Source organism: Citrobacter sp. A316 (genome assembly GCF_002042945.1).
Taxonomy (GTDB): Bacteria; Pseudomonadota; Gammaproteobacteria; order Enterobacterales; family Enterobacteriaceae; genus Citrobacter; species Citrobacter portucalensis.
Genome location: NZ_MVFZ01000025.1, coordinates 25,483 through 47,007, shown reverse-complemented (window position 1 = coordinate 47,007; position 21,525 = coordinate 25,483). Strand labels below are relative to the sequence as shown.

Sequence of the window (21,525 nt, the reverse complement as noted above, 5' to 3'; positions counted from 1 at the left end):
CCTTATGGAACTGACCCCCAGAGAAAAAGACAAGCTGTTGCTGTTTACCGCCGCGCTGGTGGCGGAACGTCGCCTGGCCCGCGGGCTGAAGCTGAACTACCCGGAATCGGTGGCGCTGATTAGCGCTTTCATCATGGAAGGGGCACGCGACGGGCAAACCGTAGCCGCGCTGATGGAGGATGGGCGTCACGTCCTGCACCGCGATCAGGTGATGGAAGGCGTGCCGGAGATGATCCCGGATATTCAGGTTGAAGCCACATTTCCGGACGGATCGAAGCTGGTCACCGTCCACAACCCGATCGTCTAAGGAGCGGCAATGATCCCCGGTGAATATCAGATCGCAAAAGGCAGTATCGCACTTAATCAGGGGCGAGAGATCTGCACGATCGTGGTGGAAAATCATGGCGACAGACCCATCCAGGTGGGATCGCACTACCACTTTTACGAAGTGAACCCGGCGCTACACTTTGACAGGCTGGCCGCACGCGGCTTTCGTCTGAACATTGCTGCGGGCACAGCGGTACGTTTTGAGCCGGGACAAAAACGCGAAGTCGAACTGGTGCGCGTTGCTGGCGCACAAAGGATCGTAGGTTTTCGCAGCGAAGTGATGGGCGGGCTGGAGGCGGATAATGAGTGAAATTTCCCGGCAGGCGTACGCCGACATGTTTGGCCCAACCACCGGTGATAAAGTGCGCCTGGCGGATACCGACCTGTGGATCGAGGTGGAAAAAGATTTCACCACCTACGGCGAAGAGGTCAAATTCGGCGGCGGAAAAGTGATCCGCGACGGCATGGGCCAGGGACAAATGCGCGCCGATGCATGCGTGGATCTGGTGATAACCAACGCGCTGATCGTCGACCACTGGGGGATCGTGAAAGCGGATATCGGCATCAAAAACGGCAGGATCTTCGCTATCGGCAAAGCAGGTAATCCCGATATTCAACCCAACGTGACGATCCCGATAGGCGTGGGAACTGAAGTCATCGCCGGGGAAGGCAAGATCGTCACTGCGGGCGGCGTGGATACGCATATTCACTGGATCTGCCCACAGCAGGCGCAGGAGGCGCTGGTTTCCGGCGTGACGACGATGATCGGTGGCGGTACCGGTCCGGCGGCAGGCACTCACGCCACCACCTGTACGCCGGGTCCGTGGTACATCGCGCGTATGCTGCAGGCGGCAGACACGTTACCGGTTAACATCGGTTTACTGGGCAAAGGTAACGGCTCAAACCCTGACGCCCTGCGTGAGCAAATCAGCGCGGGCGCAATTGGCCTGAAAATCCATGAAGACTGGGGCGCCACGCCTGCCGCTATCGACTGCGCGCTGACCGTGGCCGACGAGATGGACATCCAGGTCGCGCTGCATAGCGATACGCTCAACGAGTCCGGATTCGTTGAAGATACGCTGGCGGCAATTGGCGATCGCACCATTCATACTTTTCACACCGAAGGCGCGGGCGGCGGCCATGCGCCGGATATCATCACCGCCTGCGCGCATCCGAATATTCTGCCCTCCTCCACTAACCCGACGCTGCCCTATACCGTCAACACCATTGACGAGCATCTCGACATGCTGATGGTTTGCCACCACCTCGACCCGGATATCGCCGAAGACGTGGCCTTTGCCGAATCCCGCATTCGCCGGGAAACAATCGCAGCAGAAGATGTTCTGCATGACATTGGCGCGTTTTCCCTGACCTCATCCGATTCACAGGCGATGGGGCGCGTGGGCGAAGTGATCCTGCGTACCTGGCAGGTGGCGCACCGCATGAAGGTTCAGCGTGGCCCGCTGGCAGAAGAAACCGGTGACAACGACAACCTGCGCGTTAAACGCTACGTCGCCAAATACACCATCAACCCGGCGTTAACCCACGGTATCGCCCATGAAGTCGGCTCCATTGAGCCTGGCAAACTGGCCGATCTGGTGCTGTGGTCGCCCACCTTTTTTGGCGTAAAACCGGCGACGATCGTCAAGGGCGGGATGATCGCCTGTGCGCCAATGGGCGACATCAACGCCTCGATCCCCACCCCGCAGCCGGTGCATTACCGCATGATGTTCGGCGCACTTGGCGCAGCACGGCACCACACGCGACTGACCTTTATTTCGCAGGCCGCTGACGTGCAAAACATCCCACAGCAGCTCAATCTGCAAAGCGCCATCGCCGTCGTCAAAGGCTGCCGGACGGTGAAAAAGGCCGACATGATCCACAACGGCCTGCAACCCAATATCACCGTCGATGCTCAGACTTACGAGGTGCGTATTGATGGCGAACTTATCACCAGCGAACCGGCAGACGTTTTGCCGATGGCGCAACGCTATTTTCTGTTTTGAGGAGTTACGATGATCTACCTGACCCAACGCCTTGACCACGCTCACCGCGTCACCGCAAGCGTCACGCTACCCATTGATGTTCGGGTAAAAAGTCGTGCCAGAGTGGCGCTGAATGACGGTCGCGAAGCCGGGCTGATGCTACCGCGTGGTTTGCTGCTACGCGGTGGCGATCTGCTGAGCACCGAAGATGGCCGCGAAGTGATCGAAGTGATCGCCGCGCCGGAGTCGGTTTCCGTGGTGCGCTGCGCCGATCCTTTCCTGCTCGCCAAAGCCTGTTATCACCTCGGCAATCGCCACGTTCCACTGCAAATTCTGCCGGACGAACTGCGCTACCACCACGATCATGTGCTGGACGACATGCTGCGCCAGTTCAACCTTGAGGTGACATTCGCCCAGTTGCCATTTGAACCTGAAGCTGGCGCTTATGCCAGTGAATCACACGGGCATCATCACGGTCATGCGCACTGATGCATAACAGCCAACAGCTACGTCTGATGCAGCTCGCCAGCAGCGCTCTCCCGGTGGGGTCGTTTACCTGGTCCCAGGGTCTGGAGTGGGCGGTAGAAATCGGCTGGGTGAAAAGCGTTGATGACTTCTCTGCCTGGCAAATCCAGCAGATGGAGCAGAACTTTTTTACCGTCGACCTACCGCTGCTGGCGAGACTGTATCGCGCCTGCGAGCAGGACGATCTTGCCGCAGCACACCGCTGGAGCGCTTACCTGTTGGCCTGTCGCGAAACCCGCGAACTGCGGGATGAAGAACGCAGTCGGGGTGCGGCGTTTACGCGACTGGTCACCGACTGGGAGGCGGATTGCTCGCGAGAGTGGCGCACCCTCTTTGTTGACAGCCAACTCTGCGGCATGGCCTGGCTGGGCGTACGCTGGAAAATTCCCCTGACGGAGCTGGCGTTAAGCCTCGGCTACAGCTGGATTGAGAGCGCTGTCATGGCCGGCGTCAAGCTGGTTCCTTTTGGACAACAGGCGGCCCAGCGTTTGATTATTGCGCTCAGCGATCGCTATGCGCAGGGTCTGGCACAGGCGCTGACGTGTCCTGACACCAGCCTCGGCTCCGCAACACCATTGGCCGCTATCGCGTCTGCCCGGCATGAAACCCAATATTCCCGATTATTCCGCTCCTGAGGAGAAAAAATGAGTAACTACAAGCATCCCCTGCGTGTGGGCGTTGGCGGCCCGGTTGGCTCGGGCAAAACGGCGCTGCTGGAAGCGTTATGCAAAGCCATGCGCAGCAGCTATCAATTGGCGGTAGTGACCAATGATATCTACACCAAAGAAGATCAGCGCATTCTCACCGAGGCGGGCGCACTGGAGCCTGAACGGATCGTCGGCGTAGAAACCGGTGGCTGCCCACATACCGCCATCCGCGAAGATGCGTCGATGAATCTGGCCGCCGTAGAAGCGCTGAGCGAGAAATTCGGCAATCTGGATCTGATTTTTGTGGAAAGCGGCGGCGATAACCTGAGCGCCACCTTCAGCCCGGAACTCGCGGACCTGACGATCTATGTGATCGACGTTGCTGAAGGCGAGAAGATCCCGCGTAAAGGTGGTCCGGGGATCACCAAATCCGATTTTCTGGTGATCAATAAAACCGATCTGGCTCCTTACGTCGGCGCATCACTGGAGGTGATGGAGCGCGATACCTTGCGCATGCGCGGCGAGCGTCCATGGACGTTTAGTAATTTAAAATCTGGAGAAGGCCTGGAAAAAATTATCGCGTTTCTGGAAGAGAAAGGAATGCTGCGGATGTAGTGAGAATTATCGCCGGGTGGCGGCTTCGTCTGACCCGGTCTACGGTTTTTTTGCCCGGTAAACACAGCGCCACCGGGCAAATAACTTATGCTGCCGGTAATTCCGCCAGCGGCCAGCGTGGACGCACGGTCACGCCAAGATCCGCCGTTGCCCCCGCTTTAAAGCGCACCATGCCAGCGTAGGCGATCATCGCCCCATTATCAGTGCAAAATTCCGGACGCGCGTAAAACACTTCGCCACGACGTTTTTGCATCATCTCAGCCAGTTTTGCGCGCAGCGTACGGTTCGCGCTCACGCCCCCCGCCATCACCAGACGTTTAAAACCGGTTTGATCCAGTGCGCGTTTGCACTTGATCATCAACGTATCGACCACCGCATCTTCAAACGCACGGGCGATATCAGCGCGGGTCTGGTCGTCATTTTCGTTATTGCGAATGGTATTCGCGGCAAAGGTTTTCAGGCCGGAGAAGCTGAAGTCCAGCCCCGGACGGTCGGTCATCGGACGCGGGAAGACAAAGCGTTTTTCAACGCCTTGCGAAGCCAGCTTTGACAGCATTGGGCCGCCAGGATAATCCAGCCCCAGCAGCTTGGCGGTTTTGTCGAACGCTTCTCCAGCGGCATCATCAATCGATTCGCCGAGTAATTCATACTGACCGATACCGGTGACGCTGATCAGCTGCGTGTGACCGCCGGAAACCAGCAGCGCGACGAACGGAAACGCAGGGGGATTATCTTCCAGCATTGGCGCCAGCAGATGCCCTTCCATGTGGTGCACAGGAATTGCCGGTACGCCCCAGGCGAACGCCAGCGAACGTCCTACGGTTGCGCCAACCAGCAGCGCGCCAACCAAACCAGGACCTGCGGTATACGCTACCGCATCAATCTCTTTTGCCGTCAGTCCCGCTTCTTTCAGCGCGGCCTGGATCAACGGTACGGTTTTACGTACGTGATCGCGCGAGGCCAGTTCTGGCACCACGCCACCGTAGTCAGCATGTAATTTCACCTGACTATACAATTGGTTGGCTAAAAGACCTTTTTCATCGTCGTAAATGGCGATGCCGGTTTCATCGCAGGATGTTTCAATACCCAGTACACGCATGACTTGTTTTACCTCGCTCTATTACCGCGCAGTGTAGGACCAATGCGGGTTGATGTAAAACTTTGTTCGCCCCAGGAGTTTCGCTCGTGTATACTCCTTGTCCTTATAAAAGTCCCTTTCAAAATCGCGTCGGTGCTTTACAAAGCAGCAGCAATTGCAGTAAAATTCCGCACCATTTTGAAATAAGCTGGCGTTGATGCCAGCGGCAAACCGAATTTATTAAAGGTGAGAGTTACATGCCGGTAATTAAAGTACGTGAAAACGAGCCGTTCGACGTAGCACTGCGTCGCTTCAAGCGTTCATGCGAAAAAGCAGGTGTTCTGGCGGAAGTTCGTCGTCGTGAGTTCTATGAAAAACCGACTACCGAACGTAAGCGCGCTAAAGCTTCTGCTGTGAAACGTCACGCGAAGAAACTGGCTCGCGAAAACGCACGCCGTACTCGTCTGTACTAATCCATTGAGAGCCAAAGCTCTCAATTCAGACTGAGTTGTAGTTGTAAGGCCGTGCTTCCGGAAGGAATGCGCGGCTTATTTTCGTTTATACACGTCATCATTCAAGCTGCCTCAGTGTTGGCTGCAGTCGCTCCCCCCAGTCACGTACTGCTGTACGCACCTGAGGATTCGCTTCCTTGCCGCCTTGATGCATCCTGAATGATTTTGTGTATATGAGTCATCAAAAAACAGGGGCTTATGGCTGGACGAATTCCTCGCGTTTTTATCAATGACCTGCTGGCAAGAACCGACATCGTCGATCTCATCGACGCGCGGGTAAAGCTGAAAAAGCAGGGCAAAAATTATCACGCGTGCTGTCCGTTCCATAACGAAAAAACCCCCTCTTTCACCGTAAACGGTGAAAAACAGTTTTATCACTGCTTTGGGTGTGGCGCGCATGGCAACGCCGTCGACTTTCTCATGAACTACGACAAGCTCGAGTTTGTGGAAACCGTCGAAGAACTGGCTGCAATGCACAACCTTGAAGTGCCCTATGAAGCAGGCAGTGGCCCCAGTCAGATAGAGCGCCATCAACGGCAAAGCCTTTATCAATTGATGGACGGCCTGAACACTTTTTATCAACAGTCTTTGATGCAGCCCGCCGCTACCCCTGCGCGCCAGTACCTGGAAAAGCGAGGATTAAGTAGCGACGTTATCACCCGTTTTGCTATTGGTTTTGCGCCCCCCGGCTGGGACAACGTCCTGAAACGGTTTGGTGGCAATGCTGAGAATCGCAAATCGCTGGTCGATGCGGGGATGTTGGTCACCAACGATCAGGGACGCAGTTACGATCGCTTCCGCGAACGGGTGATGTTCCCCATCCGCGACAAACGTGGTCGGGTCATTGGTTTTGGTGGACGCGTGCTGGGCGATGCCCTGCCGAAGTATCTGAACTCCCCTGAAACCGATATTTTCCATAAAGGTCGCCAGCTGTATGGCCTTTATGAAGCCCAGCAGGACAACGCCGATCCACAGCGCCTGTTAGTGGTAGAAGGCTATATGGATGTGGTAGCGCTGGCGCAATACGGCATTAACTACGCCGTGGCATCCCTTGGGACGTCAACCACCGCCGATCACATCCAGCTGTTGTTCCGTGCGACGAACAACGTAATTTGCTGTTACGACGGCGACCGTGCCGGACGCGACGCAGCATGGCGCGCGCTGGAAACCGCACTGCCCTATATGACAGACGGACGCCAGCTACGCTTTATGTTTTTACCTGACGGCGAAGACCCCGATACGCTGGTGCGTAAAGAAGGGAAAGAGGCTTTTGAAGCTCGGATGGAGCAGGCGCTGCCGCTCTCCGCGTTTTTATTTAACAGCCTGTTGCCGCAGGTGGATTTGAGTACCCCGGACGGACGCGCACAGCTCAGCACGCTGGCATTACCGCTGATTACTCAGGTACCAGGCGAAACGTTGCGCATTTACCTGCGACAGGAGTTGGGAAACAAGCTCGGCATTCTGGATGACAGCCAGCTTGAACGTTTAATGCCAAAACTGGCAGAAAATGGGGCTTCCCGCCCTGTTCCACAGCTAAAACGTACGACCATGCGTATACTTATAGGGTTGCTGGTACAGAATCCGGATTTGGCCCCGCTGGTTCCACCGTTAGGCGCACTGGATAGCAATAAGCTACCTGGACTTGGCTTATTCAGAGAACTGGTCAACACTTGTCTGGCTCAGCCAGGTCTGACCACCGGGCAACTTTTAGAACACTATCGTGGCACAAATGATGCTGCGACCCTTGAAAAACTGTCGATGTGGGACGATATAGCAGATAAAGATATCGCGGAAAAAACCTTCACCGACTCACTCAACCATATGTTTGATTCGATGCTTGAACTGCGCCAGGAAGAGTTGATAGCTCGTGAGCGCACACACGGTTTAAGTAGCGAAGAACGCCGGGAACTCTGGACACTGAACCAGGAACTGGCCAAGAAATAACAGAAAGACAAAAGTATTTAACGGCTTAACTGCCGAATATCGATCGGGAAGCCCCCGACAGCCGCACGGAGAGGCAGCGGCAAAATATAAGTATGCCCTCGTTTTGCCGTTGGCGGTTTTACCGCCCAACACCAATCAAACGAATTAAGTGTGGATACCGTCTTATGGAGCAAAACCCGCAGTCACAGCTGAAGCTTCTTGTCCAACGTGGTAAGGAGCAAGGCTATCTGACCTATGCCGAGGTCAATGACCATCTGCCGGAAGATATCGTCGATTCAGATCAAATCGAAGACATCATCCAAATGATCAATGACATGGGTATTCAGGTGATGGAAGAAGCACCTGATGCCGATGATCTGCTGCTTGCTGAAACCTCCAACAGCACCGATGAAGACGCGGAAGAAGCGGCTGCCCAGGTTCTGTCCAGCGTTGAGTCCGAAATCGGTCGTACAACTGACCCGGTCCGCATGTACATGCGTGAAATGGGTACCGTTGAACTGTTAACCCGTGAAGGCGAAATCGACATCGCTAAACGCATCGAAGACGGGATTAACCAGGTTCAATGCTCCGTTGCCGAATACCCGGAAGCTATCACCTACCTGCTTGAGCAGTACGATCGCGTAGAAGCTGAAGAAGCACGTCTTTCCGATCTGATCACTGGCTTTGTCGATCCAAACGCGGAAGAAGACATGGCGCCAACGGCGACCCACGTCGGCTCTGAACTCTCTCAGGAAGAGATGGATGACGATGAAGACGAAGATGAAGAAGAAGACGACGACAGCAGCGATGACGACAACAGCATCGACCCTGAATTAGCGCGTGAAAAATTCGGTGAACTGCGTACTCAGTACGAGATCACTCGCGACACCATCAAAGCGAAAGGCCGCAGCCATGCTGCCGCGCAGGAAGAAATTCAGAAGCTGTCTGAAGTGTTCAAACAGTTCCGCCTGGTGCCGAAGCAGTTCGACTACCTGGTAAACAGCATGCGCGTCATGATGGACCGCGTGCGTACTCAGGAACGTCTGATCATGAAGCTCTGCGTTGAGCAGTGCAAAATGCCGAAGAAAAACTTCATCACCCTGTTCACTGGCAACGAAACCAGCGAAACCTGGTTCAACGCGGCAATCGCGATGAACAAGCCGTGGTCTGAAAAACTGCACGATGTTGCAGATGACGTTCACCGCGGCCTGCAGAAACTGCAGCAGATTGAAGAAGAAACCGGCCTGACCATCGAGCAGGTTAAAGACATCAACCGTCGCATGTCCATCGGTGAAGCGAAAGCCCGCCGTGCGAAAAAAGAGATGGTTGAAGCGAACTTACGTCTGGTTATCTCTATCGCTAAAAAGTACACCAACCGTGGCCTGCAGTTCCTGGATCTGATTCAGGAAGGCAACATCGGTCTGATGAAAGCGGTTGATAAGTTTGAATACCGTCGTGGTTACAAGTTCTCCACCTATGCAACCTGGTGGATCCGTCAGGCGATCACCCGTTCGATCGCGGATCAGGCGCGTACCATCCGTATCCCGGTACATATGATTGAGACTATCAACAAGCTCAACCGTATCTCCCGTCAGATGCTGCAAGAGATGGGCCGCGAGCCGACGCCAGAAGAACTGGCTGAGCGCATGCTGATGCCGGAAGACAAGATCCGTAAAGTGCTGAAAATCGCTAAAGAGCCTATCTCCATGGAAACGCCGATCGGCGACGATGAAGATTCGCATCTGGGTGATTTCATCGAGGATACCACCCTCGAGCTGCCGCTGGACTCTGCGACCACCGAGAGCCTGCGTGCCGCAACGCACGATGTTCTGGCTGGCCTGACCGCTCGTGAAGCGAAAGTCCTGCGTATGCGTTTCGGTATCGATATGAACACCGACCATACGCTGGAAGAAGTGGGTAAACAGTTCGACGTTACCCGCGAACGTATCCGTCAGATCGAAGCGAAGGCGCTGCGTAAACTGCGCCACCCGAGCCGCTCTGAAGTACTGCGTAGCTTCCTGGACGATTAATCTCGCCGCATAAGCATAAACGCCACCGCAAGGTGGCGTTTTTCTTTATAGTCCCCGCCTGACCAGGGCGTCATTCACTTCCCGATACGCCTCCACCAGTTTATCCAGCGTGATCCGGCTTAACCCGCTGGGATTCGGCAATACCCATATTTGCGTCGCGCCAATGGTTAGCGTTTGTTTTCCCCACTGCGCCCCACGCTGGCTAAGCCCCTGCTCAAATGCCTGCTTCCCAAGGATAGCGAGTGCGGCTGGCTGATACTCTTCTATTTTCTCAATGAGCAGACGACCACCGTTACGCATCTCCTGTAGCTTCACTTCATTGGCTTGCACCGTTGGTCTGTCGACAAACTTAGTCACGCCGCAGCGAAAGTCCAACAGATGCTGTGCCTCTTCAGGTTTTAGCTGACGATCGGTAAATCCCGCCTGATGGATAACCTTCCAGAAGCGATTAGCGGGGTGTGCAAAGGGAAATCCTGTACCTGCGGAAGATAACCCCGGATTGATGCCGCAAAACACCACCCGCAGCCCTGGTGCCAGTATGTCCTTAACCATAATTACTCCGAACAATACATCAGAGGAACAAGTATAACGGACTGAAAATACATTGTTTATAAAAACAGCATCCGTACGCTTATGTCTGGATTGCAACGCGGAGTTACTTTATAATCCACCGCCACGGCCCCTTAGCTCAGTGGTTAGAGCAGGCGACTCATAATCGCTTGGTCGCTGGTTCAAGTCCAGCAGGGGCCACCAAATTTCAAGGACTTGCGAGAAATCGCAGGTCCTTAGTATTTTCCAGGCTCCCGCCAGCAAACCTGCACGTAATACGGCAACGCCCGATCCAGTGTTATCGCATTGGTATCCAGCCCGCAGATATTCTCGAGCAGCTGCGATAGAAAATGATCGGACTTAACCCCAAAAACAATATCCAATTTGTCACGATACAGTGGTTGTTTAGTTGATCTGGAGTCAATTGCCCGCAACTCCTTGATATAGCTAATAAAATTTTCTCCACCCCTGCATCAAAAACATTTTGTCGCATGATGCCCCTTACTTTGATTTTCGTCCCCCATTGGGACCCCCTTTTGATTTCTTGTTTGACTCTTGCAGTTGCCAGACCGCAAGGGGCTTTAATAACTGGACCAAAGCTGAAAGCTTTCCGGCCCCCCCAGCCTCGCTGGGGGTTTTCTATGCACAAAAAAGCCGGTCATTTGACCGGCTGCATTTCTCACATGGAATCTTTACACTTTAGAGGTTTAATGGCTTCGAGTTGCTGAATGCGGGCATCCACCTTCTTATAAGCATCACTCTTGGCCATCCCATTGCCCACTCCAAAATCCCCCAACACACCTAACACCGTTCGTCCATCAAACTGGCCGGTAGTGTCTATCTCGCGTTTAATGCTCTGCGCTTTTGCCAGTTCAACCCCTACATCCCTACAATCAAATGAATCAGCCTCTGCAGTTGTCATTGCGGGAGCCTGTGGATATTGCTTTGTAGCACATCCAGAAAGCATCAAAACACCAATAAAACAAAATGCAATTTTTTTCATGATAAAACCCTTTTCCTTATAGGTTTTTTCATGATGCACCCGGCATGTACGGAAACATACCAGCGCTCTTTTACTTTCGGAATTCGTTTAGGCAATCCCCTCGCAATTGATTCCGCCCGCTCTCAGCGTCAAGTGTGCGAACCTCACACACCAGGTCACGCGTTCTACGGCACTAAATGATTAACCCTCCTAATTAATTGGGTATTTATTGACAATTTATTTTAACTGGAATGGATAATAATCATGGGATGGGATCCGAGAAGTGCAGGCAACTACGCGAAAGCTCAACCCGAGCCAGCCCCGACAAGCAACTGCGCCGCATACGTGCGGCGGGCAATTCATACTGGCGGGATAAATGTCATAAACACACACCATGCAAAAGACTACGGTCCGATGTTGGAGGCGGCAGGGTTTAGAAAAATATCCTCAACGCAATCCCACATGGCAGGTGACGTGGTTGTGATACAGCCCTACACAGGAGGGAACGCTTCCGGGCATATGGCAATTTACGACGGACAAGACTGGTATTCAGACTTTAAACAGAGGGATTTTTGAGGTGGGCCTGGTTATCGCTCAGCAAAGCCGTCGTACCAAATGTACAGGATGAACTAATGCGCACCTTCATTGCGATTTTAATTATCTCTCTACTTTCAGCATGTAGTTCGCATCCTGAACAGGCAGAAAAACGGGTAACTGATTTTTACTCGTATTATTTAAATGTTTATGCTAATAGCACAGGGAAAATCAAACCAGATCCCGAAAAGATGAAAGATTACGTTGCTCAAGAGACATTAAATCAATTGAGCGTCATTTCATATATTTATGAGCAGGAAATCGTTGGTTCTGATTATTATACATACGCACAAGACTATGCCGCTGATTGGATACCGCGCTTAAGGGTGGGTAATGCTAAGGATTATTTTGGCGGAAAGTATGTTAACGTCTGGTTGGGTTGTGAAAACAATAAAACTTACCAAATCGGTGTATACCTGATAAAAGAGGATGGCCGCTGGAAAATATACAGAGTGAAAGATATAACCGATAATTACGAACAGTATATATTTGACACTCACGCCATTGAGAAAGCGAAGCAACACGCCGCAACCATAAATTAAATAGTGAGATTATGACGGCCGCTAAATTAATCCCAATTCGCGGCCGTCCTTAACCATCACTATGCTTTTCTTTCGTCCCCCAGCGTTTAGGCATTTCAGCCAATGCCGTCCAGCCGATACCAATAAAACTCTCTACCTCCGATAATCGTCACCCAAAAATCAGGAGGTAAAATATGACGTTAAAACCAGGTGAGAAATCCGGAAACAATGGAGGTATCTATGTGAAGGTTGGGCCACGTGGTGGGGTAAAAGATAACTTCGCCACGATAGCGGATAACAAAACCGCGCCACCAACTCAACGCCCTAAAAGCTACTGGGTGCTGGCAAAAAGAACACCTAACAGTAAACGTAAGTAAGAGCATCCGGCGCCACGACAATTGGCGCCGACTGCTCACAACACGCCCGAAGCTTTACCGCCAGGCAAGCATTGCGCAAGATGCTCCGTGAGGAAATCAATGCAGGTTTTGATACGATCAGAACTTGATGAACGCCGGGTATATACAGCCCAGATATTCGCTTCCTGATACCACTGAGGCAACACGTGTACCAGCTCACCTCGTTCAATATACTGCGCAACATCCCATTCCGACCGCAATGTAATGCCATGGCCTTTCAGTGCCCAAATAAGCACCACACTGCCACTGTTGGAAGAATGAAAACCGTTTAGTCGGCAATGTGTCTGCTGCTTACCGTCCGTTAATATCCAATTGCCAAATGCCGAGTTTTTTTCCTGAATCATCAGGCAATCATGCTGCACAAGCGCACTAACAGACTCTGGCTTGCCGTGGCGTTCGAGGTATTCAGGGGAAGCACACAGGATCCGTCGATTAGTGGCTAACTGCCGTGCGATATACAATTCGTTGATATCATCCCCAACGCGAATTTCAATATCGACCCCCTCTTCCACCAGATCCACCTCACGATCCGTTAGCGTGAGTTTTACCGTAATATCAGGATAGGCAATCATAAATGACGACAGCGCCTCTGCGACATATTTATGCCCAAAACCAAATGAGCAATTGATGGTGATATTACCAGCCAACACACCTCGTTGATTATCCAGACGACTGACAAAACCATCCATTTCACTGACGACCTGCATAGCCCCACCCAGCGCATTTTCGCCTTCCGGTGTGAGACGCATCACTCTGTTATTGCGAAAAAAAAGCCGGGCGTTGAGGCATTTTTCAAGGATAGCAATACGTTTGCTGATATAGGAGGGAGATAGCCCCAGCTCCAGCGCTGCCCGGGCAAATCCACCGTTGCGAGCAACGGTGACAAAAACGAAAAGATCTTCAACAGAAGGCCAGCCCTCAAGGGGCTGGCGATGTTTTTTTCCTACAGGCGTCGTTTTCATAGCATCAGTGCGAAGTTGCAAAGGATGACCGAGTTATAACACTGAATGTAAAAAGGACTGAAGTTTCTGGATAAAGTACTCAGGACACTCTTCCTGCGGGGAGTGTCCGCAAGGCAATGCTTCCCCCTGAACGTTTAGCGCCTTTTCTTTCCAGGTATCAACCACATCATACAGTTGCCCTACCGTTCCCAGTCCGCCCCACAGCAGCTGCAACGGGCACCGGATACGCGCCGACGTATCTGCGGCATCATCGTCCAAATCAATCGTCGCAGCAGCCCGGTAGTCCTCACAGATCGCGTGGATCATCTCAGGGTTCTGGTAACAGCGCAGGTATTCATTGAATGCTTCCTGCGAGGTCGCGCCCTCAATTTTTAGCTGACCCGAAATATGCTTACGCAGAAAAAATGCCGGATCGCGCGCAATCATCGTTTCAGGTAACGGGAAGGGTTGAATCAGGAAAAACCACCAGAAGTAACGCGTAGCAAAGGATTTATCGGTTAAGGCGTACATCGTCGCGGTTGGAGCAATGTCGATAAAAGTACAACAGGTCACACGATCCGGATAATCCAGCGCGAGCCTGTGTCCTACGCGTCCGCCACGATCGTGCCCTACGAAGGCAAAACGGGAAAAGCCGAGCGCGTCCATTAACATGACAATATCCTGCGCCATGGTGCGCTTTGAATAGGTACGATGCGCCGGATCGCTCATTGGTTTATCGCTGTCGCCATAGCCACGCAAATCCGGCAAAATGACTGTATGATTTTGCGCCAATGTCGGTGCGACTTTCCGCCATGTTGTATGATTCTGCGGATGCCCATGTAGCAGTACCAAAGGTGAACCGCTGCCTCCGATAGCCACTCTGACCGTCAGACCATTTTCCAGACGAACATCCTTGAGTGCAAACCCCGGAATAAACGGAGAAGCGCCGCATTCAATCAGTGTACTCATCACTTTCTCCCGTCATGACAGCTAACAGATGATGTTAAATAACGGCTATCCCGGACGACATTACGCAGGGTTCCAATATGTTCAATCTCAACTTCAATAACATCACCATCGTGTAAAAACAGCGGTGGAACGCGTTTTTTGCCCACTCCACCAGGCGACCCCGTGAGGATCGTGTCGCCAGGGGAAAGCAGAGTAAAGGTGCTTATATAAGCAATGAGTGAAGCGATAGGATGGATCATATTTGCCGTAGATTCGTTCTGCACCTCCCGCCCGTTTAGTCGTGTCAGTAAACGTAGCATCTGGGGATCGGGAATGTCGTCTGTGGTCACCAGACACGGACCGAATGCTCCTGTCGAAGGCCAGTTTTTTCCAGCCGTAAACCAGCTATGCTGCCAGTCCCTCACTGAACCATCCATATAGCAGCTGTATCCGGCGACATAATCTAAAGCATCCTCAGCGCTGACCTGGGAGCATGGCCGCCCAATCACTACGGCTAATTCACCTTCGTAGTCGAACTCATTGGTATTTTCAGGCTTCAGCAGCGGGCCATTATGCCCGGTCTGAGAATCCGCAAAGCGGACAAAAAGGGTTGGAGCCGGGTTGGTTTCATTAAACTCAATACGCTTATCGGCGTAATTCATTCCGACACAGATGATCTTCTGCGGATCGTCAATCACCGGCAGAAAGGCGACATCCTGGTAGTAATAATCCGCCGGCTCATCACGCCATAACGCCGCATCCGTCAGCGCGTTAGCGCATAGTAGAGATTTCAACGTGGGATATTTGTCGCCAAGCCGCTGCGAGAGATCAATTATTCCGGTTTCCTGCATAATGCCGTAGCGTTTGCCGCCGTTCACAAGATATTGAACCAGTTTCATTGCAGTCTTCTTCCTTAACCGCGCGGGGATGCAGAGCGTTTTAACCATGGCCGCCGTGAATAATGCGCAACCTCAAAATTTTCAATCTCCGGCAAGTATTGCAATGTCCAGGCTATCGCTTCTTCGCCTGCGACCAGCATCTCCCGTTTGAGTTCACTGATCACAAAGGGGATCGTTTCCTCTGCCGCCGTAATTTCGCAACGATCGAGTGAAACAGTGATAGCATTGGTATCAGCACTCGCGGCAAGCTGCGCCAGGCGCGCCAAAGCAGGTTCATCTAATGAGACCGTGAGGATCCCGTTGCGTTGGCAGTTATCATCGAAAATGCCTGCAAATGTGCTACCTATCAGCCCCCGTACTCCCAGTTGTTTTAATCCCCATACGGCGTGCTCGCGACTCGATCCACAGCCAAAATTGGGGCCAACCAGCAGGAATGTCGCGCTCTGCCAGCCCGGCATGTTCAGAATAAAATCAGGATTTGGTTGGCCGCCAGCCATAAAGCGACGATCGAAAAACACTCCTTTATCCAGCCCCTGGCGATCAATCCCTTTCAGGAACTGTTTTGGCATAATCACATCGGTGTCGATATTCGGTTCCAGCATCGGCGCAATTCGCCCGCTGATTTGCTTAAACGTATCCATCTTATTCCCCTGCCTGAAGTAATGACCGAACATCGACCAGATGCCCCGCTACCGCCGCCGCCGCAACCATCGCCGGACTCATCAAATGCGTTCTTGCTCCAGCGCCCTGTCGTCCAGGGAAATTACGGTTCGTACCTGATGCACAGCGATCGCCGGGCGACAACACATCTTCATTCATCGCAAGGCACATTGAGCAACCTGACTGTCGCCATTCAAAACCGGCAGCAATAAAGATTTTCGCCAGTCCTTCTTCTTCCGCCTGGCGTCTGACCATTGTTGAACCGGGCACAATGATCCCGCGAACATGGCTGGCAATTTTTCGCCCTTCAAGCACCTTCGCAACGGCACGCAAATCCTCAATGCGGCCATTTGTGCATGAACCAATAAAAGCGTGTGAGATACGAATATCTTTCAGCAACATGCCAGCCGTTAATCCCATGTATTGAAGGGCCTTCTCAAGCGCCAGGCGTTTAAGCGGATTGGTTTCCTGTTCCGGGAAAGGGACACGTCCGGTGATGGAACCCGTTTGATCCGGACTGATTCCCCAGGTGACTTTAGGCTCAAGATCATGGCAGTTGATCGCCACCGTCTTATCAAATACCGCATCAGCATCGCTGCTCAACTGTGACCATTCCAGCAATGCCTGCTGCCAGAGTTCACCTACAGGCATTTGCGGTTTACCGTAGATATAGTCAAAAACCTTTTTATCCGGCGCAATAATGGCACCACGCGCCCCCGCTTCTACCGCCATGTTGCAGAGCGTCATTCGTCCTTCAACGCTCAACGCGCTGATGGCCTCCCCCTCAAATTCAATGGCATATCCGGTCGCGCCATCAGCGCCAATACGTTCAAGCAATTCAAGAACAATATCTTTTGCGGAACAGGCGAAAGGTAGCTCCCCCTGAACGCTTACGCGCATGGTTTTGAGCTTGCGGTAAACCAGCGTCTGCGTGGCCAGCAGATGTTCAATTTCCGACGTCCCGATACCAAAGCCCAGCGCGCCAAATGCACCGTAGGTTGTCGTGTGACTATCCCCGGCGGCGATCACCATGCCAGGCATCACTAGCCCTTGTTCATGAGCAACCACGTGTTCAATCCCCTGACGCGGATCCAGCACATCAAATAATGTGATGCCAAAGTCAGCGGCATTTTCCCGAAAGTAATCAACCTGTAGCTGTCCTCCCGGATCGGTCATTAAGACATCCCGTTGCGACCGGGTAGGATTAACATGGTCAATATTCAATAAAAACGTGTCGGGGTGCCGAACGGTGCGACCACGTTCTCTTAACCCGCTAAATGCCTGCGGGCTGGTATATTCATTCAGTATTGAACGATCAATATAAAGTAAAACATGTCCTTCGTTATCAAGTTCACGAATGGTATGTGACTCAACTAATTTCTCATACAGCGTTTTAGCAGACATATATATTCCTGGAGCAACGAATATCCGGGTAGCCAAATATTCACAATTTAAGCTTTTAGCTATAGTGACACATTAATGAAAAAATGATGATTCCATTATGGAAAGTATAAAAACACACTTCGTGTCTATAATCAGAAACTCTCCTGAACTGACTGTGTTTTGATTTGCGGTTGTTTCTCATATTTTGCAAAAATAAACCGGCAGATAAACAATCCTATCCCCAGCATCACCAGACATGATACCGCAATAGCATTCCATCCCTGCCAGGAGAAAAGATACCCGTTTAAATACCCCATTACTGCACCGCCAGAGTAGTAGCAAAGCAGATAAAACGATGTCGCCTGTCCTTTTGCTTTTGGACTCCGTGAACTGACCCAGGCTAATACGGTGGAATGAGCAGAGAAAAATGCGACTGACAGTAAAACGATACCTGAAATGAAAACCCACAGAGAGGGGGCGATCAGCGTGAGAAATGCACCGACCATCATACAGATGATCAGCATACTGAGCGCATTCATCGACCCAATATTCAACGCGACACGGGCAGCATATGGCGCAAGAAAAAAAGTTAATGAGAAGCTGACTGGAATCAAACCTATCCAGGTGTAGCTCAGCTCATAAGGCGGTCGATGCAGGTAAAACGCCAGAAAATTAAAGATGGACGTAAAAGAGCCGAAAAGAATAAATCCAATGATAAAACATAATGATACACGGATATTCTTAAAATGTTCCAACCCGCCTTTCAACACTGCACCAAGCTGTAGTGAAGGTGTAGGAACAAACTGTCGGGATGTCGGGAGAAACAACTTCACCGCGAGTGCCATAGCAATCAGAACACCACCGAAGATAAAGAAAATCGTATCTATAGATACGTGCTCCATCATTAAAGTTGCAAACACACGACCAGACATACTCCCTAGCGAATTGCCGAAAATAAAATATCCAGTAACAATCCCTGCCAAAGCTGGAGAGACTTCTTCACTGATATAGACTGTAACGGCCGCCGTAATACCACTTACTGCAATGCCGAGCAAAGCGCGGTATACCACCAGCATCGGCCATGATGATGCGGTTGCGCACAGTAGAGTTAAAATACCGCCTGCCAGCAACGAATAAAAAATGATTGGCTTTCGCCCAAAACGGTCAGATAACGTGCCGCTAAATAACATGGCTAATGCCAGAAACCCCACCTCAGCAGACAAAATCATTCCTACCTGATTCAATGGGATATTATAAACTTCACTTAACTTTGGTAATAAAGCCTGGATTGAATATAAAGACGCCAACTCTGCCAACCCCGCCAAAGGTAATATCATTAAAATAGGCAAGTACTTACCTATTGTCTCTTCAATATTATTTTTCATACACAATGTTCCGTAAAAGATCCTGATTGCCATCTGTCTGTTTGCCAACAAACATCCGCGTATACAATATTTATCTTTTACGTTTACAGAATTGACTGCGTTCACATTTTATTTTTCTTAATAGAGACAAAATGGAATCAAGTGTTTTATGAAATGTAGATCATCTAAGAATGACGCGGTAATGGCAACGTAGTAAGTTATGAACTATATATTTATTCAATAAATATATAGACATTAATTTGACGAAAAGAAATGAATCGGCAGTCCAAAACTGTCACTGGCAACCCCATCTGGACGCCGCCATCCAGAGATGGAAACGTCCGTTAGAGTTTGATTCGATAGTCAGCTCACACTAGCTCTTTGAGCTGCTCCTGCATATAGGTTGAAAAATACTCTGGGTTCTTGATAAGGATGCGGTTACCGGAGGCGACTTTTTCTGCCCATCCGGCCACTTTTTTCGTGAACTCGGGATTCCATCCCTCTTGCTCACCCCGTGCCATCACAACTTCCGGACTCGCTGGCACACCTAAGTCATGCAAATACTTTAAGATTCCCTTAGCGGTGCTTTCATCCATTGAATGGGGTACTGACGCCGAAGTGTTCATACCACCAATAAAATCCAATGCTTTCTCAATTGCTGTTGGCATGCTCTTATCCTTAAAATTAACCACGTGAGAGACACGTTTATACTATGTACCCAACTCCGCCGGGATATCAAAGAGAACATCGCCTTTATTTGACTTACCCCGCAGCTAAACGCTTGCGCGGCTGTTTTCTGCGCTATTTTTTGGCTTCTCCGGCTAAAACCAGCCCGGTTGCCACCGCATTACGCGGCCCTTCGGTTCCTCGAATATTGCCCTGCCCGGCGACAACGCCGTAATGCGCCAGCGCGTCGGTGATCATCTGCGGGATTTCGAAATCCAGCGAAGAACCGCCCACCAGCACCACAAACGTCATATCGCGAATAGAGCCGCCGGGTGACACCTGGCGTAACGCGCGCAGGCAGTTGGTCACAAAAACCTTCTCTTTGGCCTGTCGGCGCACCAGACGGATTTTTTCCAGCGAGGTCTGGTTATCTACCGGGATCAGCTCACCGTCTTTCAGATACACCACTTTGGCAAACACCGACGGGCTGAGCGGTTCGCGGAAAAACTCTACCGCGCCATTCTCATGGCGAATGCTAAACAGGCTCTCCACTTTTGCCAGCGGGTATTTTTTAATTTCCTCCGCCAGAAAGGCATCGCTTAAGCCCAGCTCAGTTTGAATCAACAGGCTGACCATATTCCCCGCGCCGGCCAGATGTACCGCTTTCACTACGCCGTCGCTATTGATGACGGCGGCATCGGTAGATCCTGCGCCTAAGTCGAGGATCGCCAGTGGTGCGGCGCATCCGGGCGTTGTTAACGCACCCGCTACAGCCATATTGGCCTCCACGCCGCCAACCTCAACCAGAGTGTTTAACCGGGCGCTCAGCTCACTGGCGATGGCCTGCATCTGTAAACGATCGGCTTTCACCATCGCCGCAATACCCACAGCGTTCTCCATTGAACACTCTCCGGCGATGCCGCCCTGCACCTTGCGCGGAATAAATGTATCGACCGCCAACAGATCCTGAATATGCACCGTGTTCATGTCATGACCGGTCAGCGAGGCCATCACCTTTCGCACCCGCTCCAGCATGCCGCCTGCGTGCGTACCAGCTTCACCACGAATATCATGCACGGGCGCGCAGGCGCTCATCGCCTGCATAATGGCCTGCGCGCCTTGCGCTACGTCGGCTTCACCACCGCGCTTTTCACCACGGATAAAGATCTTACCCGCCGGGATCACTCTTGATCGCACATCGCCCTGCGGGGTTTTCAGCACCACGGCGGAACGGTTACCAATCAGCGCTCTGGCGATGGGGACGATAGTTTGCGTTTCCTCAGGGGTCAGGGCAAAGAAGGTGGCAATGCCGTAAGGATTCGACAGCACCCGCACTACCTGTCCCGGGGCCGCCACTTCCACCGCCGCCAGCACGCCTTCCGGCACCTTCTCCAGCAGAGTGACTTCATCAACCACCGGTATTGGCCGATTCAGGCGATTATTCACCAGCACGCCATCATCCTTTTTCAGGATGGCCGCCACTACGTTGATGCCGCGATCCAGCGCTTCATTGATAAACCAAACCGCCTCAAGAAAATCCATCTCCTCGTCCACCAACGGGATCCAGCCCTGAGCAAATCGATCCTCGCTCAACGCTGCCAGCTTCTCTACGGCGATGGTGGTTCCCATACCCACACCAACGCCGCCGGGCGTTTGCGGGTTATGGCCAATCATCGTTGATTCGGTAATGATGGTTTCAGTGATGGTTTCCATCGCCACATCGCCAATCACCGGTGCGGCCTCGTTGATGCAGATTTTCGCCACGTCCTGCAGCGACCACGGCGTTTTAACCAGTGCCTGCTGCAGGGAGGCCACCACCCCGGCGATATTATCCCGCGTGCCTTTCATACCAGTCGTGGCGACAATCCCGCTGGCGATAAACCGGCCATCCTGCGCCAACGCCACTTCGGTGGTGGCGTTGCCGATATCAATCCCTGCAATTAACGGCATGCTGCCTCCG

22 protein-coding genes, 1 tRNA gene and 1 pseudogene are annotated in these 21,525 nt (G+C 52.1%); 13 read left to right on the top strand and 11 right to left on the bottom strand.

Annotated elements, in window-relative coordinates:
* Nucleotides 1-4 precede the first annotated feature (4 nt).
* The 6 genes from BZK41_RS23765 to ureG are packed head-to-tail and all read left to right on the top strand — an operon-like array spanning nt 5 to nt 4,099.
* The gene (locus tag BZK41_RS23765; protein WP_079939807.1) at nt 5-307 is read left to right on the top strand and encodes an urease subunit gamma; all 303 of its coding nucleotides are present in this window, start codon (nt 5-7) and stop codon (nt 305-307) included.
* A gap of 9 nt (nt 308-316) precedes the next feature.
* Nucleotides 317-637, top strand: a complete 321-nt coding sequence (locus tag BZK41_RS23760; RefSeq protein WP_079939806.1) for an urease subunit beta — start codon at nt 317-319, stop codon at nt 635-637.
* The gene (gene ureC / locus BZK41_RS23755; RefSeq protein WP_079939805.1) at nt 630-2,333 is read left to right on the top strand and encodes an urease subunit alpha; all 1,704 of its coding nucleotides are present in this window, start codon (nt 630-632) and stop codon (nt 2,331-2,333) included. The genes BZK41_RS23760 and ureC overlap by 8 nt, the downstream gene beginning before the upstream one ends.
* Before the next feature lie 9 nt (nt 2,334-2,342).
* A complete protein-coding gene (ureE, locus tag BZK41_RS23750) occupies nt 2,343-2,801 on the top strand; it encodes an urease accessory protein UreE (protein WP_079939804.1) in 459 nt (152 codons plus the stop codon).
* Nucleotides 2,801-3,472, top strand: coding sequence for an urease accessory protein UreF (locus BZK41_RS23745; RefSeq protein WP_079939803.1), 672 nt, complete (start codon nt 2,801-2,803; stop codon nt 3,470-3,472). Before ureE ends, BZK41_RS23745 begins: the two co-directional genes overlap by 1 nt.
* Nucleotides 3,473-3,481: 9 nt before the next feature.
* Nucleotides 3,482-4,099: an urease accessory protein UreG gene (gene ureG / locus BZK41_RS23740; protein ID WP_003828463.1), complete on the top strand. Its 618-nt coding sequence runs from the start codon at nt 3,482-3,484 to the stop codon at nt 4,097-4,099.
* 85 nt (nt 4,100-4,184) lie between these two features.
* On the opposite strand, the gene tsaD is transcribed toward ureG, so the two are convergent.
* Nucleotides 4,185-5,198, bottom strand: coding sequence for a tRNA (adenosine(37)-N6)-threonylcarbamoyltransferase complex transferase subunit TsaD (gene tsaD, locus BZK41_RS23735; RefSeq protein ID WP_003024694.1), 1,014 nt, complete (start codon nt 5,196-5,198; stop codon nt 4,185-4,187).
* A 236-nt stretch (nt 5,199-5,434) separates the two neighbouring features.
* Between tsaD and rpsU the strand changes: the two genes are divergently transcribed.
* The 3 genes from rpsU to rpoD all read left to right on the top strand — a co-directional run bounded on the left by rpsU (nt 5,435) and on the right by rpoD (nt 9,642).
* Nucleotides 5,435-5,650, top strand: coding sequence for a 30S ribosomal protein S21 (rpsU, locus tag BZK41_RS23730; protein WP_001144069.1), 216 nt, complete (start codon nt 5,435-5,437; stop codon nt 5,648-5,650).
* A gap of 237 nt (nt 5,651-5,887) precedes the next feature.
* A complete protein-coding gene (gene dnaG / locus BZK41_RS23725; protein ID WP_038633998.1) occupies nt 5,888-7,633 on the top strand; it encodes a DNA primase in 1,746 nt (581 codons plus the stop codon).
* A 164-nt stretch (nt 7,634-7,797) separates the two neighbouring features.
* On the top strand, nt 7,798-9,642 hold the full coding sequence (gene rpoD, locus BZK41_RS23720) for an RNA polymerase sigma factor RpoD (protein WP_048213265.1): 1,845 nt from the start codon (nt 7,798-7,800) through the stop codon (nt 9,640-9,642).
* A gap of 45 nt (nt 9,643-9,687) precedes the next feature.
* Here the strand turns inward: rpoD and mug are convergent, their stop codons facing one another.
* A complete protein-coding gene (mug, locus tag BZK41_RS23715; protein WP_079939802.1) occupies nt 9,688-10,194 on the bottom strand; it encodes a G/U mismatch-specific DNA glycosylase in 507 nt (168 codons plus the stop codon).
* Nucleotides 10,195-10,319: 125 nt separating this feature from the next.
* Between mug and BZK41_RS23710 the strand changes: the two genes are divergently transcribed.
* Nucleotides 10,320-10,395, top strand: a tRNA-Ile gene (locus BZK41_RS23710).
* A 475-nt stretch (nt 10,396-10,870) separates the two neighbouring features.
* On the opposite strand, the gene BZK41_RS23705 is transcribed toward BZK41_RS23710, so the two are convergent.
* Nucleotides 10,871-11,194: a hypothetical protein gene (locus BZK41_RS23705; protein ID WP_079939801.1), complete on the bottom strand. Its 324-nt coding sequence runs from the start codon at nt 11,192-11,194 to the stop codon at nt 10,871-10,873.
* Between the two features lie 243 nt (nt 11,195-11,437).
* On the opposite strand from BZK41_RS23705, the gene BZK41_RS23700 reads away from it, so the two are divergent.
* The 3 genes and pseudogenes from BZK41_RS23700 (at nt 11,438) to BZK41_RS23690 (ending at nt 12,756) form a co-directional block, all read left to right on the top strand.
* Nucleotides 11,438-11,749 carry an NlpC/P60 family protein gene (locus BZK41_RS23700; RefSeq protein ID WP_079939800.1) on the top strand — a complete coding sequence of 104 codons (312 nt, stop codon included), beginning with the start codon at nt 11,438-11,440 and terminating at the stop codon, nt 11,747-11,749.
* Between the two features lie 56 nt (nt 11,750-11,805).
* Nucleotides 11,806-12,309 carry a YbjP/YqhG family protein gene (locus BZK41_RS23695; RefSeq protein ID WP_079939799.1) on the top strand — a complete coding sequence of 168 codons (504 nt, stop codon included), beginning with the start codon at nt 11,806-11,808 and terminating at the stop codon, nt 12,307-12,309.
* 173 nt (nt 12,310-12,482) lie between these two features.
* Nucleotides 12,483-12,756: pseudogene (locus BZK41_RS23690) on the top strand (cytoplasmic protein).
* On the opposite strand, the gene BZK41_RS23685 reads toward BZK41_RS23690, so the two are convergent.
* The 8 genes from BZK41_RS23685 to BZK41_RS23650 form a co-directional block, all read right to left on the bottom strand.
* Nucleotides 12,701-13,666, bottom strand: a complete 966-nt coding sequence (locus BZK41_RS23685; RefSeq protein WP_079939797.1) for a LysR family transcriptional regulator — start codon at nt 13,664-13,666, stop codon at nt 12,701-12,703. The pseudogene BZK41_RS23690 and the gene BZK41_RS23685 sit on opposite strands and share 56 nt — an antisense overlap.
* Before the next feature lie 33 nt (nt 13,667-13,699).
* Complete coding sequence (locus tag BZK41_RS23680) at nt 13,700-14,614, bottom strand: alpha/beta hydrolase (protein WP_079939796.1); 915 nt, start codon at nt 14,612-14,614, stop codon at nt 13,700-13,702.
* Complete coding sequence (locus BZK41_RS23675; protein WP_079939795.1) at nt 14,614-15,492, bottom strand: fumarylacetoacetate hydrolase family protein; 879 nt, start codon at nt 15,490-15,492, stop codon at nt 14,614-14,616. Before BZK41_RS23675 ends, BZK41_RS23680 begins: the two co-directional genes overlap by 1 nt.
* A gap of 14 nt (nt 15,493-15,506) precedes the next feature.
* Nucleotides 15,507-16,133, bottom strand: a complete 627-nt coding sequence (gene leuD / locus BZK41_RS23670) for a 3-isopropylmalate dehydratase small subunit (RefSeq protein ID WP_079939794.1) — start codon at nt 16,131-16,133, stop codon at nt 15,507-15,509.
* Between the two features lies 1 nt (nt 16,134).
* On the bottom strand, nt 16,135-17,556 hold the full coding sequence (gene leuC, locus BZK41_RS23665) for a 3-isopropylmalate dehydratase large subunit (protein ID WP_079939793.1): 1,422 nt from the start codon (nt 17,554-17,556) through the stop codon (nt 16,135-16,137).
* 131 nt (nt 17,557-17,687) lie between these two features.
* Nucleotides 17,688-18,926, bottom strand: coding sequence for an MFS transporter (locus BZK41_RS23660; protein ID WP_139762663.1), 1,239 nt, complete (start codon nt 18,924-18,926; stop codon nt 17,688-17,690).
* Between the two features lie 341 nt (nt 18,927-19,267).
* Nucleotides 19,268-19,591, bottom strand: coding sequence for a DUF1889 family protein (locus tag BZK41_RS23655; RefSeq protein ID WP_001573898.1), 324 nt, complete (start codon nt 19,589-19,591; stop codon nt 19,268-19,270).
* 109 nt (nt 19,592-19,700) lie between these two features.
* On the bottom strand, nt 19,701-21,515 hold the full coding sequence (locus BZK41_RS23650) for a diol dehydratase reactivase subunit alpha (RefSeq protein WP_079939791.1): 1,815 nt from the start codon (nt 21,513-21,515) through the stop codon (nt 19,701-19,703).
* Between the last annotated feature and the right edge of the window lie 10 nt (nt 21,516-21,525).

Bases quoted from the DNA above. Each gene is read 5' to 3' on its own strand.
- rpoD (WP_048213265.1), top strand. From the start codon at position 7,798: ATGGAGCAAAACCCGCAGTCACAGCTGAAGCTTCTTGTCCAACGTGGT.
- ureE (WP_079939804.1), top strand. From the start codon at position 2,343: ATGATCTACCTGACCCAACGCCTTGACCACGCTCACCGCGTCACCGCA.
- BZK41_RS23650 (WP_079939791.1), bottom strand. From the start codon at position 21,515: ATGCCGTTAATTGCAGGGATTGATATCGGCAACGCCACCACCGAAGTG.
- leuD (WP_079939794.1), bottom strand. From the start codon at position 16,133: ATGGATACGTTTAAGCAAATCAGCGGGCGAATTGCGCCGATGCTGGAA.
- dnaG (WP_038633998.1), top strand. From the start codon at position 5,888: ATGGCTGGACGAATTCCTCGCGTTTTTATCAATGACCTGCTGGCAAGA.
- BZK41_RS23680 (WP_079939796.1), bottom strand. From the start codon at position 14,614: ATGAGTACACTGATTGAATGCGGCGCTTCTCCGTTTATTCCGGGGTTT.
- BZK41_RS23695 (WP_079939799.1), top strand. From the start codon at position 11,806: ATGCGCACCTTCATTGCGATTTTAATTATCTCTCTACTTTCAGCATGT.
- ureC (WP_079939805.1), top strand. From the start codon at position 630: ATGAGTGAAATTTCCCGGCAGGCGTACGCCGACATGTTTGGCCCAACC.
- leuC (WP_079939793.1), bottom strand. From the start codon at position 17,556: ATGTCTGCTAAAACGCTGTATGAGAAATTAGTTGAGTCACATACCATT.
- tsaD (WP_003024694.1), bottom strand. From the start codon at position 5,198: ATGCGTGTACTGGGTATTGAAACATCCTGCGATGAAACCGGCATCGCC.
- BZK41_RS23760 (WP_079939806.1), top strand. From the start codon at position 317: ATGATCCCCGGTGAATATCAGATCGCAAAAGGCAGTATCGCACTTAAT.
- BZK41_RS23745 (WP_079939803.1), top strand. From the start codon at position 2,801: ATGCATAACAGCCAACAGCTACGTCTGATGCAGCTCGCCAGCAGCGCT.
- BZK41_RS23675 (WP_079939795.1), bottom strand. From the start codon at position 15,492: ATGAAACTGGTTCAATATCTTGTGAACGGCGGCAAACGCTACGGCATT.
- BZK41_RS23765 (WP_079939807.1), top strand. From the start codon at position 5: ATGGAACTGACCCCCAGAGAAAAAGACAAGCTGTTGCTGTTTACCGCC.
- mug (WP_079939802.1), bottom strand. From the start codon at position 10,194: ATGGTTAAGGACATACTGGCACCAGGGCTGCGGGTGGTGTTTTGCGGC.
- BZK41_RS23705 (WP_079939801.1), bottom strand. From the start codon at position 11,194: ATGAAAAAAATTGCATTTTGTTTTATTGGTGTTTTGATGCTTTCTGGA.
- ureG (WP_003828463.1), top strand. From the start codon at position 3,482: ATGAGTAACTACAAGCATCCCCTGCGTGTGGGCGTTGGCGGCCCGGTT.
- rpsU (WP_001144069.1), top strand. From the start codon at position 5,435: ATGCCGGTAATTAAAGTACGTGAAAACGAGCCGTTCGACGTAGCACTG.
- BZK41_RS23700 (WP_079939800.1), top strand. From the start codon at position 11,438: ATGGGATGGGATCCGAGAAGTGCAGGCAACTACGCGAAAGCTCAACCC.
- BZK41_RS23685 (WP_079939797.1), bottom strand. From the start codon at position 13,666: ATGAAAACGACGCCTGTAGGAAAAAAACATCGCCAGCCCCTTGAGGGC.